This is a genomic window from Protofrankia symbiont of Coriaria myrtifolia, assembly GCF_900634755.1.
Classification (GTDB): domain Bacteria; phylum Actinomycetota; class Actinomycetes; order Frankiales; family Frankiaceae; genus Protofrankia; species Protofrankia coriariae.
Genome location: NZ_CAAAFS010000086.1, coordinates 16,796 through 31,356 on the forward strand (window position 1 = coordinate 16,796; position 14,561 = coordinate 31,356).

Sequence of the window (14,561 nt, forward strand, 5' to 3'; positions counted from 1 at the left end):
GAAGGTCCGAATATCATGCCGCACCCCGTCCTGGCCACGAGGTTCCGGTTACGGGATCCGGGTCACAGGGTGCGCTCCTGGTCACCCGCTCCTGGTCAGCTGATCCGCTCACCCGGCGCAGGCCACGTGACCCGGCTCACCTGGTGACGACGAACGGCGTGACGTCCCGGGGCGGGCGTGGCTCGGGCGGACGCGCCGGATGGCCGATCCCCACCGCGCCCATGGGCTGCCAGTCCGCCGGCAGCCGCAGCACCTCGCGGACCACGTCCGGGCAGAACAGGGTGCTCGACACCCAGCACGACCCCAGGCCCTCCGCGGCCAGGCAGACCAGCATGTTCTGCACGCCGGCCCCCATCGCGACCAGGAACATCCGCTCCTCGGCGGCGGCCCGCCGGCGGTCGGGATAGCAGTGGGCGCCGTCGGTGACCAGGCAGGGCACGACCAGGACGGGCGCCCGGCGCAGGACGTCGCCACGCCCCAGCCGGCGGGTGACCGCGGCCGGGTCGAAGCCGTCCGCGCGCAGGTCCGCAGCCCATGCTTCGGCCATCCGTGTCAGCAGCTCGTCGCGGGCGTCGGCGACGAGCACGAACCGCCACGGGGTCGTGTGGTGCGGGGCCGGGGCGGTCACGGCGGCGGCGAAGGCGCGCTGGAGCGCCCGCGGATCCACGGGCGCGTCGCTGAACTCGCGGACCGTCCGCCGGGCGGTGACCGCCGAGCGCCGGGCCTCGGCGGTGCCGAGCCGGAACATGTCCTCGCCCGCCGGGCGGACCAGCGCCCGAGCCCCCCGGCCGTCGTCGGCGCGCGCGCGGAAACCGCGCACGAGCGCCACCGGCACCCCGGAGAGCTTCCGTTTGACCAGGTCGGCCGCGGCAGCCAGTTCGTCCGCCTCGGCGATCTCGGTCATGCCCAGCTCGTTGCCGTACGGGTCGACGTCGCCGATGTGGCTGCGCAGCGCGGCCAGCCCCGCGACACCGATCGCGTGGTCGGTCAGGCCGGCCCGCCACGGCCGGCCGGCGGTGTCGCTGACGACGACGCCCACGGACACGCCCAGACGGGCCCGCAGGCCGTCGACCAGGGCCCGCGCGCTCGCGTCCGGGTCGAGCGGCAGCAGGGCGATCTCGTCCTTGCGGACGTTCGACGCGTCCACCCCGGCATTGGCGAGCACGAACCCGTGCCGGGTCTCGACGATGCGGGTCGGCCCTCGGGCGGCGACCTCGCGGACGGTCTCGGCCTCGACGGCGGCCAGTCGCGCGGCCTCCCGGTCGGCGCCCGCCGGGACCAGTCGCCCCTCGGCCTTCGAGGCGATCTTCGAGGTGACGACGAGGATGTCGTCGTCGCGTAACGTGACATTCTGGGTGGTGAGCGCGGCTGCGATGACTGCTGTGAGGTCGTCGCCCGCGTGTATCTCGCCGATTCCCGCGATGGCGGTGACGGACAGTGACTCAGACACCGGCGAGATCCAGGGCCGCGCGGACGATCTCGACGGTCGCGTCGATGTCCGTCATCAGCAGCGGCCGGGCCTTCACCGTGACGCCGGGCACCTGCGTGCCGGTGTCGGCGGTGTCGACCAGCCAGCCGTCGAGGATCCCCCCGCCGACGGCCGCGCCGGTGCCGCCCTCGCCGACGCCGGTGCCTCCGCCGCCGTCGGCGCTCACGACGTCGGTGCCGCCGCCGCTGCTCCCGCCCGTGGTGGGGGTGCCGCGGGCGCCGTAGTGGGCGCCGACCGCGGCCGCGGTGGTGGCCACACCGATCGCGCGCAGGCAGGCGTCCGCCATGCCGCGTACCGGGGCCCCGCCGATGATCGGGGACACCCCGACGACGGGCGCGGGTGTCGCGACCAGCGCTGCCCGCAGCCCCGGCACGGCGAGGATCGACCCGATGGACACCACCGGGTTCGACGGCGGGAGCAGCACGACGTCGGCGTCCGCGAGCGCGTCGAGCACCCCCGGCGCCGGCCGCGCCTGCTCGGCCCCGACCGAGATGATCTCCTGGGCCGGGGTGGCGGCGCGCATCCGCAGCCACCACTCCTGGAAGTGCACGGCCCGCCGCCCCTGCTCGGTGTCGACGACCACATGTGTCTCGACCCGGTCGTCGCTCATCGGCAGCAGACGCAGCCCCGGTTGCCACCGCTGGCACAGCGCCGCGGTCACGTCGGTGAGCGAATAGCCGGCGGCGAGCATCTGGGTGCGGACGAGATGGGTGGCGAGGTCGCGGTCGCCGAGCCCGAACCAGGCCGGGCCGACGCCGTAGGCTGCCAGCTCTTCGGCCACGGTGAACGTCTCCTCGTGCCGGCCCCAGCCCCGCTCGGTGGAGATCCCCCCGCCGAGGGTGTACATGACCGTGTCGAGGTCGGGGCAGATACGCAGGCCGTGCAGGGTGATGTCGTCACCGGTGTTGCCGATCACCGTGATGTCGGCGTCGGGTAACGCGGCCCGCACACCGAGCAGGAAACGGGATCCCCCGATGCCGCCCGCGAGCGCTGTGATCCTCACCGTGCCCTCGCGTCCCGTGCCCTCGCGTCCCGTGCCCTCGCGTCCCGTGCCCTCGCGTCCCGTGCCTGTGTCACCGTTCGACCCTATCCGCATGCTGTCACCGGTGACGGCCGAGCCGGCCGCCGTGGGTACCGCGGCCGCGTTCCAGGGCCGCCGGTTCCCCGTGGCTGTCAGGCGCTGGGACTCGGGGAACTCACGAAGCCTGACAAAAACCTACGGCTGCGCGCTCGCCGGCTGGGACAGGGGGGTGCTGTCGGCTCCGGCCGCGGGGTGGTGGGTGGCGAACGCGGCCAGCAGATAGCGCACCAGGCTGCTGGTCGGCCGCGTCGGAGCGGGGTCGGCCAGCCCGCCTTCGATGGTGGCCACGACCGCGTCCGCGGCGATGTCCTGTTCCGTTTCGTCGACATGGTCGGCGACCGTGGCCATCGCCAGATCGTGCAGCCAGGAGTGCAGCCGTTCGTGGTACTCCATCACCGTCGGGGAGTGCGGTGCGCGTTCGGCCACACAGGGATGCAGGGAACGCCGGCGTTCGACCGAATCCAGGGCCGCGAACAGCTTCTGCGCCGGATCACCGTCGAGCACCTCGATGCGGTCGACCTCACCGTCGAGCAACCGGTTGAGGACGGCGGCGAAGGCGTGGTCCTTCGACCGGAAATACCAGTAGACGGAGCCTGGCTCGATGCCCGCTGCCCGGGCGATTTCGGCGACGGAGGTGGCGGCGAAGCCGCGGGCGAGGAACTGTTGCTCGGCGACGGCCAGCAGCGCGTCTATTCGCTCCTCGCGTGGGACCTCCTGACGGTTACGCGGCACCTGATCAGCCTAACGACCGTCGCCGTCATCGGTGCGTGGAAGGTACCCGGACCGGCGACACGTGATGGATGTCAACGGTGGTTGTCGTCCGTTATCGGTGTATCCACCCGTCAAGGTCGTTTTTTGTCCGGTCCGTCCTGTCGCTCCGAGTTGTGATCTTGAAAAGATGGCGGATCGCATTGGATGTGTCGTATCTCTTGATTCTGCTTAGAGAGGATGGGGAGACTGGATGTACCACCGGCATGTGTGCCGTAACCGGAAAGGACGATTCATGTCCCAGTCGAAGCCGCCCGTGATGCGCCACAGCCTCGACGCCCTCACGGCTACGCTGGCCCGGGCGCTGGCCGACGCGCGCCATCCACAGGTCGAGGCAGCCAGGCGTTCGCAGGTACGCCGTAGCGCGGGCAGGTCCCCGGCGCCGCCGGGCGACCCCGGGGCCCGCAGCTGCGACCGGCTCGTCGCCCGTACCCGGACGTACAACATTCTTGGTGTTGCCAGCCGGCTGCGCGCCATCACCACCTGACCCGCTGACACCACCTGTCGGCCCGAGGTCTGTGTCGTGCCCGGGGGATGTTCGACCGCGCGGAGGCGCTCACGTCGACCGGCATCCCGCGGGCACAGCCCGGGCCGCCCGGGCTCGCGAAGCGGCGTTCGGAGCCGGCCGCGCACAAAGCATGATCGGCCTGCCGTTGACTGTCCGTGACTACAGGCGCCCTTCGGGCCCTGGTGACAGCCAACCGGCGGCAGTCGGCCGGATCGTCGCGGTGACCCTGGCGGCGTGGCCGGATGCCACCGCCGCCCGGGCGTGAAAAGCATGATCGCGTTGCTGTCGGCCTTCGGGATCCCCGAACACGGGCTCCTCGAAGATGCCGGCCGCCGGCGGCGCGCGGAGCATGGTCCTGCCACCTTCGGCTCGAGGAGGCCCGGAGGTGCCCGGACGTGTCCGACAGAGGTGTCCGTATGGGTGCCCGGATGCGCCCGGATGCGATGGCCGTCGCCGGTGCGAAGAACATGATCGTGCTGCTGGCGGCTTCGCCCGATAGCTGATCGCTGGGATTCGGATGGGTAGATGACGAGATCGCGGGAGCCCGCGCAGGGCCCGTCCCGGGCCACGGACAGCGATGCCACGCCGCCGGTGACACGGCAGACCGGACAGACGGCCGCCCGGCCGGTACGGACTGCCGTCCAGCCGGGTCGTGAACCGCGTGACCGAGCGACCACCGGCGCCGAAGCCGGCCTGGCTCCCGCGGGCCCGGCGCTGCGGCGCGCGCTGCGCCGGGCCCGCGACGGCGTGCCGCTCGACGCGGTGGAGGCGGCCGTGCTGATGACCGCCCGCGGGGGCGATCTCGTCGACCTGTCCGCGTCGGCGGCGCGGGTGCGCGACGCCGGCCTGCGCTCGGCCGGGCGGCCGGGCACGATCACCTATTCGCCGAAGGTGTTCATCCCCCTCACCCGGCTGTGCCGGGACAGGTGCCACTACTGCACGTTCGCGACCGTCCCGCACCGGCTGCCCGCGCCCTACCTGAGCCTGGACGAGGTCGTCGAGATCGCCCGCAGCGGCGCGGCGGCGGGCTGCGCGGAAGCGCTGTTCACCCTGGGCGATCGTCCGGAGGACCGCTGGCCGGCGGCGCGCCAGTGGCTGGACAGCCATGGCTACGACTCCACCCTCGGCTATCTGCGGGCGGCGGCCATCGCCGTCCTGGAGGAGACCGGGCTGCTGCCGCACCTGAACCCCGGGGTGCTGTCCTGGCAGGAGCTGGCCCGGCTCAAGCCGGTCGCGCCGTCCATGGGCATGATGCTGGAGACGACCGCGACCCGGCTGTGGTCCACCCCGGGCAGCCCGCACTATGGCTCGCCCGACAAGGAGCCGGCCCGCCGGCTGCGGGTGCTGGAGGACGCCGGCCGGCTGTCGGTGCCGTTCACCACCGGCCTGCTGCTCGGCATCGGCGAGACCTACCTGGAACGCGCCGAGACGCTGTTCGCGATCAGAGCGGTGGCCCGCCGTTACGGCGGTATCCAGGAGGTGATCGTCCAGAACTTCCGGGCCAAGGACGACACGGCGATGCGGGGCGCGCCCGATGTCGGCGCCGAGGAACTCGCCGCGGCGGTCGCCGTCGCCCGGCTGGTGCTCGGCCCGTCCCTGCGGCTGCAGGCGCCGCCGAACCTGGTCGACCCGGACGAGTGCGCGCTGCTGCTGGCCGCCGGCATCGACGACTGGGGCGGGGTGTCACCGGTGACACCGGACCACGTCAACCCGGAACGCCCCTGGCCGGCGGTGACAGCCCTGGCCACGGCCACCGTGGCGGCTGGCCTGACGTTGCGGCCCCGGCTGACCGCCTACCCGCCCTACCTGGACGAACCGTGGCTGGACCCCAGGCTACGCCCGCATGTGGCCGCGCTGAGCGGTCCGGACGGCCTGCTGCGCGCGGGAGCGGCCGCGGCGGGCCGCCCCTGGCAGGAGCCGGACGGCGGGCTCGCCGACAGCGGCCGGGTCGACCTGCAGGCGGCCATCGACGTCTCCGGCCGCCGTACCGACCGCCGGGCGGACTTCGCCTCGGTCTACGGCGACTGGGACGTCCTGCGCGCGCAGGTCAGCGCCGCGGGCACCGGCGCGGACGGAGTGGTCGGCACGGGAGCCCGCGCCATACCCGGCGGCGCTGTGCCCGGTGGCGCCGCGCAAGGCGGCGCTGTGCCCGGTGGTGACTCGCCGGCCGTGGCTACCGCCGCCGCGTCGCCGCGCCTCGACGGCGAGATGAGGGCCGCGCTGCGGCGCGCCGCCGACGATCCGGCGGGCATCAGCGACGCGGACGCCCTGATCCTGTTCGGCGCGGCCGGCCCCGCGCTCGAGGAGCTCTGCCGGCTTGCGGACGACCTGCGGCGCGACGCCGTCGGCGACGACGTCACCTACATCGTCAATCGGAACATCAACTTCACGAACGTCTGCTACACCGGGTGCCGGTTCTGCGCGTTCGCGCAGCGGCGGGGCGACGCCGACGCCTACACGCTCTCCCAACAGGAGGTCGGTACCCGGGCCGAGGCGGCGTGGGCGGCCGGCGCCACCGAGATATGCATGCAGGGCGGCATCCACCCGGACCTGCCCGGGACCGCCTACTTCGACCTGGCCCGCGAGATCAGGAGCCGGGTCCCGGGCATACACCTGCACGCCTACTCCCCGATGGAGGTCGTCAACGGCGTCAACCGGACCGGCCTGTCCATCCGGGACTGGCTGACCGCGGCCCGCGAGGCCGGCGTCGACTCGGTCCCGGGGACGGCCGCCGAGATCCTCGACGACGACGTCCGCTGGGTGCTCACCAAGGGCAAGCTGCCGGCCTCGGCCTGGGTGGAGATCATCACGACCGCGCACCAGGTGGGCCTGCGGTCGTCCGCCACGATGATGTACGGGCATGTGGACACCCCGGCGCACTGGGTGGCCCACCTGCGGCTGCTGCGCCGCATCCAGGAGTCCACCGGCGGGTTCACCGAGTTCGTGGCGCTGCCGTTCGTCCACCACAGCTCGCCGATCTATCTGGCCGGCGTGGCCCGGCCCGGCCCCACCGTGCAGGAGAACCGGGCGGTGCACGCGATGGCCCGGCTGCTCCTGCACGGCGCGATCGACAACATCCAGTGCTCCTGGGTGAAGCTCGGCCCGGACGGTTGTGAGCAGGTCCTGCGCGGCGGGGTCAACGACGTCGGCGGCACGCTCATGGAGGAGACCATCAGCCGGATGGCCGGCTCCCAGCACGGGTCGGCCCGTTCCGTCGCGGAGCTGGAGGCGCTGGCCCGGGCCGCGGGACGGTCGGCGCGGCAGCGGACGACGACCTACGGTCGGGTCCCGGCGGAGCGGCTGGCCGCTGCCCGCCAGGACGGCGGAGCGGATACGCAGAGTGATGATCGCTCCGGTGTGCGAATCCCCGCCAGGGGGACCGGCGCGGGCCGGGATCGCTCTCCTGGCGGCGACGGAGCCGTGCGGAGGGCCCTGCCGATCGTCTCCTGACCGGGTCCGAAGTCCTGACTTTCGTCCCGGTGGCACCCCGGTCGGTGATTCCGCTGGACAATACTTCCGCCGGGCTCCCACCGGATCACTTCCGCTGGATCGCGACTGGTGGAAGTGCCATCGCGTGACGGGCTGGTTCTGCTTGCCCGTCAGCCGATCCCGCCTGTCAGCCGCTCCTGCCCGCCCGTCAGGATGGACGGTGGGTGGATGCCAGGCGGCGCCCTGATCGACGTTCCGGCGGTACCCGTTCATCGGGTTGATCGCGGTTGTGCCAGGCGCCGGTGCGGCTCCGACAACCACCGATGTTCGTTGTCACTGTTCGGATGGATATCCGCGAAAGTGGAAGTCCAGCGGATAGGAGGAGATGTCACAAGAAGGACAGTTCGTGGCAACTTTATCTGATTTCGGAGGGTAAGATGGCCTGGTCAGAGCTCTCGGGGACTTCTCGCATATCGCTCAGTGCGCTGGACGGGGACCCTCTGTAACAGCGTCCTGCTACCGTGAGCTATTGTTTGATCGCTGGTTGTAGAGGATGTTGCGCTGGTGGGGTTGACGCGGCGGTCTTCGGCGCGTGTAATTACCGGCGTGTCATTTCCCCCGCCGGTGGGGAAGGTGCGGTAAAGCGCCCACCCAGCCGGTGTGGACACCAGTCACCTGCGCGCCGGCGCCCGGGGGGTGGCCGACCGCACCGCGACGGGTCTGGAGGAGTCCACATGGAACGCACCGACGCGGGCGTCCACATCGTCCTCGCCGAAACACACCGGTCACGTGCCGGGCTGCCCGCGCAGCCCACGGCCACCGAGTGGGCCGGGCGGCCGGATCCCGGCCGCCGCGAGGGTCGGGAGCTGACCACCGCCGAGTTCGACGTCAATTTTGATATTGACTTTCACGATGATGGCAACGACGACAAAGAAGAAGATGAATTCACTGAATCGATATCGGTAAGGTCATCTGCCGGCCGGTCGCGGGCCGGTGGCACGGTGACCGGTGACACGGTGACCGGTGACACGGTGACCGGTGACGCGCTGGCCGGTGGCGCGGCAGCCGGAGAGTCACGCGGCACGGGTCTGGCCAACGTCATCACTCTCGGTATCGACGACATCTTTGCGGATCCGCCGGAGTGGCAGGAGCGCGCGCTGTGCGCCCAGACCGACCCGGAGGCGTTCTTCCCGGAGAAGGGTGGATCGACCCGCGAGGCCAAGCGCATCTGCTCGGGATGCGAGGTCCGCAGCGAATGCCTGGAGTACGCGCTCGAAAAGGACGAACGGTTCGGTATCTGGGGCGGGATGTCTGAGCGGGAGCGACGCCGGCTGCGTCGGCAGGCGGTCTAGACCGCATCCGATGGACCTTCGTCCGCATCCGATGGATCATCGATCGTGCGGGCGGCGCCTGATACCCACCGGACTCGGCCGGGCCGCCGACGTCGGGGCGATCATGTTTCCGATCCGCTCACCGGATTCGGGGCCCGCACACCGATCCTCGACGCTCGAGCCCTGCCGGGAAGCCGGTAGGCGGGCATCGGCCGCGTGACCGCCACCGGGCCGTCACCGCCATCTGCCGAGCGTCCGGTCGCCGACACCGGCGACCCGGGCAGCCTCGCCAGTGGGCCCGCGGTCGGCGGGCAGGCCGTAGACGGGTACGGCAGGGTCGAAGTCGTCGCGATCGTGGTGGCCGCCGACCAGGGCCGGGGCAGGGCCGGTCGAGAACGTTCCGATCATGCTGCTCCGGACGCCGCGACAGGCCCGGGCCTGGCACGGACGCTGCGTGCGCTCGGCCAGCAGACCCGCCGGCCCGACCATGTCGTCGTGGTGGACGTCAGCGGCGGGCCCGCGGCCCGCCGGGCGCGGATCCCGGACAGCCCGCAGGTGTTGATCCGCACCATGCCGCCGGGCACCGGCTACGGGGCGGCCGTGGCCGCGGCGCTGGCGAGCCGGACAGGCCAGGCAAACAGGCCGGATCGGACAGGCCAGGCCACCGGCACACCGGACTTCCTCTGGCTGCTGCGCCACGACTCGGTACCGGCCCTGGACACGCTGGAGCGGCTGCTGACCTATGCGGCGCTGGATCCCAGCGCCGCCGTGCTCGGCCCGAAAGTGCTTGACTGGGCCGACCCGAAGCTGATCGTCGAAGCCGGAGCCACCGTGGACAGCGCCGGGCGCCGGGTGACCGGCATCGGCCCCGGTGAGATCGACGCCGGCCAGCACGACGCCGTCCGGGACGTCCTGGCGGTCTCGGACGCGGGCGCGCTCGTGCGCGGGCCGGCGTGGCGGCGGCTCGGCGGGTTCGATCCGCGGCTGCGCGCCGCTGCCGGCCTCGACTTCTGTTGGCGGGTCTGGCGCGCGGGGATGCGGGTGGTGGTCGTCCCACCCGCGGTGATCCACGCTGCCCGCCCCGGCGGCCACCGTGTCCCGGCCCGCGGGCAGCGGCCCGGCGGACGTGCCGGCCACCGTGGGCAGGACAGCCACCGTGGCCATGGCAGCTATCGTGACCTGCGGCGGGAAGAGCTGCGGGTCCGGATGGCCAACATCTCGGCCGGCCCGCTGGTACCGGCATGGCTTGGGCTCGTGCCGGCGGCGCTGGTGCGTGGCGCCGCGCTGGCCGCCGTCGGCCAGCCCCGCCAGGGACTGGACGAGGTCGCCGCGGCCGCCACGGTGATGGGCCGTCCCGGCTGGCTGTGGCGGGCGCGCCGTCGCCGGGCGGTGTCCGCGCGGGTGCCCGCCCGGAGGCTGCGCACGCTGCTAGCGGCCCGGGGCGGGCCGCTGGGTGCGGTCCGGACGTTCCTGCGTACCTTTGCCGCTCTCATCCCGCGTGCGCCTGCCCGCCGTCGTGGGCGCGGCGGGCCACCGGTCTGGGCGCAGCGTCCAGCCCTGGCGCTTGCCGGGGCGTTGGCCGTCGTGAGCCTCATAGCGGCCCGTTTCATGCTCGGGCCGGGATGGGGGCCGGGAACGGCCGCCTGCCGGATACCCGGCACGGGTGTGTCGCTGCCGTTACCCGACGGCGCCCGGGATCTGTGGTCGGTCGCCCTGGCCGGATGGCCTGGCGGTGCCGCCGGCGCGGTGTCCGCCGGCTCCGTGGTGTCCGGGCCGACGGACACCGGGCTGTGGCTGCTGCCGCTGGCCGTCCTCGCGACCGTGCTGGGTGGCAGGCCGTGGCTGGCGGCCGATATCGTCCTGCTGGGCGGACCGGCGCTGGCCGCTCTTGCCGCCTACGCCGCCTGCGGTCACCTGGGCCCCGCCCGTACCGTCCCTGCCCGTACCGGTTCTGCGCATACCGCTTCCGGCAGGGCTGTTGCCGGCAGGGCCGTCCCCGGTGACGGTGTCCCCAGTGGTGGTGCCGTCCAGGCGGTCTCCGGCGGTGGGGCGTCCGGTGCCGGCGGACCGCGTCCGCCGCGCACGCCGGTCCGGGTCATCGTCGCGGCCGGCTACGCGCTGTCCCCGCCGATGAGCTGGGCGGTTGCCGCGGCCCGGGTCGACGTGGTGTTCGCGCTCGTGCTGCTCCCCGGCCTGCTCACCGCCGCGGCCGCGTTGGTGACGCAGCCGGGCACAGGCCGCGCCACCTGGCCCACGGCCCGCCGGCTCGCACTGCGGTTGCTCGCCGTGGTTGCCTGCGCGCCGGCACTGCTGCTGTCCGCCGTCGTCGGGCTTACGGGCGCGGTCGTGCTGCTGCGCAGGCCGCACCGGCCACACCGGCTGGCGCAGGTGCTCGCCGTGGCCGTCGCCGGCAGCCTGCCGTGGTGGCCATGGCGTGACCTGCTCCCCGGGTGGCGGCGGCTCGTCGGCGCGGCCGTCGAAGTCCCGGGCGCCCTGCCCGGGACAGGCGCGGGTGGCCGGGACGTCACCGGCGCCATGGCCGACGCGTTGCCGGACTGGCTGGGAGCGGCCATGTCAGCGGCCGGGCCGCCCGCCGGGCTGTCCGGCGGGCATGTGGCCGGCCTCGCGGCGGTACTGGTACCGGTCGCGCTCGCCGGCGCGGCCGGGGCCGTGCGGGCCGAGACCCGCGGGCCGGCGCTCGCGGCATGGGGCGTGGTCGCCGTCGGCCTGGCCGGCGCGGCCGTCGAGAGCTACCTGGGTGTTGCCGGACGCGCCGGGGAGCCCGCCGCCGCGCAGCTCGCCGTCGCCGTCACCGGCATGTTGGCGGCTTGCGCACTCTCAGTGACAGGAGTACGGGGGATGCTCCGCCGTCACCGGCCCGGCTGGCGGCACGTCACGGCGCTGTCCCTCGGTGGGGCGGTCGCGGCCAGCCCGTTCACCGGCGCGCTCATGGTCGCCGATGCCGGCCAGGTGGCGGCCGGCGCCGCCGCCCGCACGGGCGGGATGGTGGTTTCCGCGCTCGCGGCGGCACAGCTGTCCGGGCCGGACGCCCGCGTGCTGATACTGCGTCAGCCGGCGCGGGACGCGCCGATCGGCTACACGCTCACGGACGCCCGCGGCCCACGCCTGGACATCACCTTCGGCGCGATGTCCGCGGCTGGTGGCGCGGCGGTCGGGGTGGTCGTCGCGGATCTTGTCACCGGGCGTGCAACGGCCGCCGGCGGGCTTACGGCGTTGGCTGTGGGCGCTGTCGTCGTCCCCGCCGCGGGCGCGGCACCGTCGCTGGTCGCCGCGCTGGACGCCGTGCCCGGGCTGGTCCGGGAACAGGTGGCGGACGACGCCGTGGTGTGGCGCCGGTTGCCGGCCGGCCCGGCGGGCTCCCCACGGTGACCGGGACGCAGGGGGCCCATCCGGATCAGCCCGGCCGCCCGGATCAGCCCGGCCGCCCGCAGCGGCCAAACCAGGCGGATCAACCAGCCCAGGCGGAGCGACGTACTCGAAGGGAACTGCCCGGCCGGCTGGTCCAGGCCGTGTGGGCGGCGGCTGCCGGCGCGCCGCCTGCCGGAGACCGTGGCGGGTCGATCCGGGCCGTGCGGGCAGGGCTGTTCAGCCGGTGCCGACGTCTTGGGACGCGACGGCCGATCCGGGCCGCGCGGGCCGCGAGTTGGACGGGGCGCGCGCGCCTGACAGCGATGATCACGGTTGCCGTCATGTTCGCCCTGTCCAGCGTGCTGGCCCTGGCCGTCCTCGGCCGGCCCCCGGCAGGCAGCCGGCCCGAAGCGGTCTCACCCACAGCCGGCCCACGGGCGCCGGTGACGTCCGCGACACTGCTGTGCCCGGATCTTGATCCGCCGGCGGGTGCCCCGGTGACGGTGGACGTCGCGACCGCCGGCGGCACCGTGGGTGGGAAGCCGGGCACGGACGGACGGATCTGGCTGTCCGCCGGTGGTGCGGTGCGTGACGTTCCGACCGGTCCGGCCCGAGCGCGGGGTGTACTGGTCCAGGTGAACGGTGGTGTGCCGCTGGCCGTGCACGCCAGCGGCCCCGTGGCGGCCGGGCTGAGCGCCACGGTGACCGTCCCGGGCGCGCCCGGTCGGGCGCCGTCCCGGGCGCGCTGCAACCCGCCGAGAAACGAGTTCTGGTTCGTCGGCCCGGGTACCGGCACCGGCCGTGACCCGGTGATCGTCCTTACCAACCCCGAGACCGCGCCCGCGCGTGTGGAGATCACGTCGTTCGGGCCGGCCGACCGTGGAGGACCGGGCGCCGCCGCGCGGGCCGCCGGCGCCGTGGCCGATGACGGTGCGTCCACCGCTGGTGCGGCCGGTGACGATATGGCCACCACTGGCGCGGTCGGTGACGGTGCGGTCAGTGACGGTGTCTCGGTGCCGCCCATGGCGCGGGTGATCCGCCGGCTGACCGACTGGGTACCCGACGCGGAAGCCACGGCGGTGCGGATCCGGGTACGTGACGGGCGGCTGGCCGCCGCCATGCTGGACCGTGCGGGCGCACCGTTCGCCCGGGATCAGGTCGTCGTGCCCGCGGCGGCCGGGGCTCCGGCCGCCGGTGCCGGAGCTGCCGGCTCAGGGGCGGCCGGGGCCGGGGGAGCCGAGCCTGCGGCCGGGGCGGCCGGCCCCGGAGTTGCCAGGTCCGGAATGGCCGGCTCTGGGCAGATCGGGTCCGTGGCGGCCGAGGTCGGGCCGGTCGGGTCTGGAGCGGCCGGTTCGCTGGTGCTGGCCGGCACGGCCGGGATACCGGCCGGGATCGCGGGCGCGCAGGTCGTGGTGGCTGCACCCGAGGCGGACGCGGTGATCCGTCTGGAGCTGCTCACCGCGTCCGCGCGTTTCACCCCGCCTGGTCTGGCGGCGGTGCGGGTGCCCGGTGGCGGTGTCCTGCGGCTACCGGCGCTCACGGCCGGCGCCGTGGCGTTGCCGGAGCGGGTCGGTACGACGGCGGTGCGGGTGGCCGTGCTCTCGGGCGGGCCGGTGGTCGCCGGTCTCGGGCTGCCCGTGGGACCCACGGCGGCAACCTCAGCCAGTTCGCAGCAGGCCGGCTCACAGCAGACCGGGTCGCCGCCGGCCGGGGGGTCGGCGTCCGACGGAGCGGCAGGGGTGTCACCAACCGTGATGGCTGCGCCGCTGGCGCGGGAGTATCGCTGGGTCGGTGCGGCGGACGTGATCGAGCCTGACGCGGCAGCCGCCACGCTGCTGCCTGCCGTACCGGATCGGACACTTTCCGCCCTGGTGCTCACTGCGCCAGAGACCACAGTGACGGTATGGATCGATGGAAACCCGCTGCGCGTCCCGGCCGGCCGGACGGTATCCGTCGGATCGGCCGGTACCGTGCGGATGGTCACCCGCGGCGGGCCGCTGGTCGCGGCACAGACGATCGGTACCACCGACTGGGTCGCCACGCTGACCCTGTCGGCGGCGCCGCGGACGGTCTTCGTCCCCACCCTGTTCCAGGACCCCCGGGCCGCCTTCCGCCGATAGCCCGGCCTACCCGGCCCCGATCCCACATTGGCTCCATGGCCAGGCGGAACAGGGCTCCACGGCCAGGTGGAACAGCTCCGCGAGGACGCCCCTGGCGATCCCGGACGCCGCGCTGCCCCATGCCGGGATCATGCCGCTCCCCGAAACACGACCGGCGCCCTGGGGCGCTGGCCGGACAGCGGAGATCGCTGTGTGTCTGTCGTTGTGTACGCCTACAGGACCGAAAGCGTACCGGGCGGCAAACTCTTCTGGATCATGCTCCATGCGGGTGGCCGGGGATGGCTCGTCGGCGAAAAGATCTTCGGTCGGGGGCGGGATGTAGATCTTGAGAGCTTCACGTCCGTCGGGGGCCAGGCGGTCAGCCAGCCGCTCAGGGCGGTGGTGGCGTGCGCGAGCCAGGTGAGGCGATGAACACCCTGCCTCGTCCCCACAGATTCAGAGTCAGTGCCCCGTCCGCCGTCATGGC

The 14,561-nt window shown here is 73.7% G+C and carries 9 protein-coding genes; 5 read left to right on the forward strand and 4 right to left on the reverse strand.

Annotation, left to right across the window (positions count from 1 at the left end; all coding sequences use genetic code 11):
- Nucleotides 1-136: 136 nt before the first annotated feature.
- The 3 genes from CM1CMNOD_RS04910 to CM1CMNOD_RS04920 all read right to left on the reverse strand — a co-directional run bounded on the left by CM1CMNOD_RS04910 (nt 137) and on the right by CM1CMNOD_RS04920 (nt 3,302).
- Complete coding sequence (locus tag CM1CMNOD_RS04910; protein WP_013872556.1) at nt 137-1,450, reverse strand: coenzyme F420-0:L-glutamate ligase; 1,314 nt, start codon at nt 1,448-1,450, stop codon at nt 137-139.
- Nucleotides 1,443-2,492 carry a 2-phospho-L-lactate transferase gene (cofD, locus tag CM1CMNOD_RS04915; RefSeq protein WP_013872557.1) on the reverse strand — a complete coding sequence of 350 codons (1,050 nt, stop codon included), beginning with the start codon at nt 2,490-2,492 and terminating at the stop codon, nt 1,443-1,445. Before cofD ends, CM1CMNOD_RS04910 begins: the two co-directional genes overlap by 8 nt.
- Nucleotides 2,493-2,705: 213 nt before the next feature.
- Nucleotides 2,706-3,302: a TetR/AcrR family transcriptional regulator gene (locus tag CM1CMNOD_RS04920; protein ID WP_013872558.1), complete on the reverse strand. Its 597-nt coding sequence runs from the start codon at nt 3,300-3,302 to the stop codon at nt 2,706-2,708.
- Between the two features lie 271 nt (nt 3,303-3,573).
- On the opposite strand from CM1CMNOD_RS04920, the gene CM1CMNOD_RS04925 reads away from it, so the two are divergent.
- Nucleotides 3,574-3,825, forward strand: a complete 252-nt coding sequence (locus tag CM1CMNOD_RS04925; RefSeq protein ID WP_013872559.1) for a hypothetical protein — start codon at nt 3,574-3,576, stop codon at nt 3,823-3,825.
- 180 nt (nt 3,826-4,005) lie between these two features.
- Here the strand turns inward: CM1CMNOD_RS04925 and CM1CMNOD_RS04930 are convergent, their stop codons facing one another.
- Nucleotides 4,006-4,197, reverse strand: coding sequence for a hypothetical protein (locus CM1CMNOD_RS04930; protein WP_013872560.1), 192 nt, complete (start codon nt 4,195-4,197; stop codon nt 4,006-4,008).
- A 174-nt stretch (nt 4,198-4,371) separates the two neighbouring features.
- On the opposite strand from CM1CMNOD_RS04930, the gene CM1CMNOD_RS04935 reads away from it, so the two are divergent.
- From CM1CMNOD_RS04935 to CM1CMNOD_RS04950, 4 genes are all read left to right on the forward strand, one after another.
- Nucleotides 4,372-7,296 carry a bifunctional FO biosynthesis protein CofGH gene (locus CM1CMNOD_RS04935; RefSeq protein ID WP_013872562.1) on the forward strand — a complete coding sequence of 975 codons (2,925 nt, stop codon included), beginning with the start codon at nt 4,372-4,374 and terminating at the stop codon, nt 7,294-7,296.
- A gap of 1,067 nt (nt 7,297-8,363) precedes the next feature.
- On the forward strand, nt 8,364-8,627 hold the full coding sequence (locus CM1CMNOD_RS24320; RefSeq protein ID WP_166462337.1) for a WhiB family transcriptional regulator: 264 nt from the start codon (nt 8,364-8,366) through the stop codon (nt 8,625-8,627).
- Nucleotides 8,628-8,822: 195 nt separating this feature from the next.
- Nucleotides 8,823-11,996: a glycosyltransferase gene (locus CM1CMNOD_RS04945; RefSeq protein ID WP_013872564.1), complete on the forward strand. Its 3,174-nt coding sequence runs from the start codon at nt 8,823-8,825 to the stop codon at nt 11,994-11,996.
- Between the two features lie 320 nt (nt 11,997-12,316).
- Complete coding sequence (locus tag CM1CMNOD_RS04950) at nt 12,317-14,095, forward strand: DUF5719 family protein (protein ID WP_157490974.1); 1,779 nt, start codon at nt 12,317-12,319, stop codon at nt 14,093-14,095.
- Nucleotides 14,096-14,561: the final 466 nt, after the last annotated feature.

Bases quoted from the DNA above. Each gene is read 5' to 3' on its own strand.
- CM1CMNOD_RS04925 (WP_013872559.1), top strand. From the start codon at position 3,574: ATGTCCCAGTCGAAGCCGCCCGTGATGCGCCACAGCCTCGACGCCCTC.
- CM1CMNOD_RS04930 (WP_013872560.1), bottom strand. From the start codon at position 4,197: ATGCTCCGCGCGCCGCCGGCGGCCGGCATCTTCGAGGAGCCCGTGTTC.
- CM1CMNOD_RS04935 (WP_013872562.1), top strand. From the start codon at position 4,372: ATGACGAGATCGCGGGAGCCCGCGCAGGGCCCGTCCCGGGCCACGGAC.
- CM1CMNOD_RS04950 (WP_157490974.1), top strand. From the start codon at position 12,317: ATGTTCGCCCTGTCCAGCGTGCTGGCCCTGGCCGTCCTCGGCCGGCCC.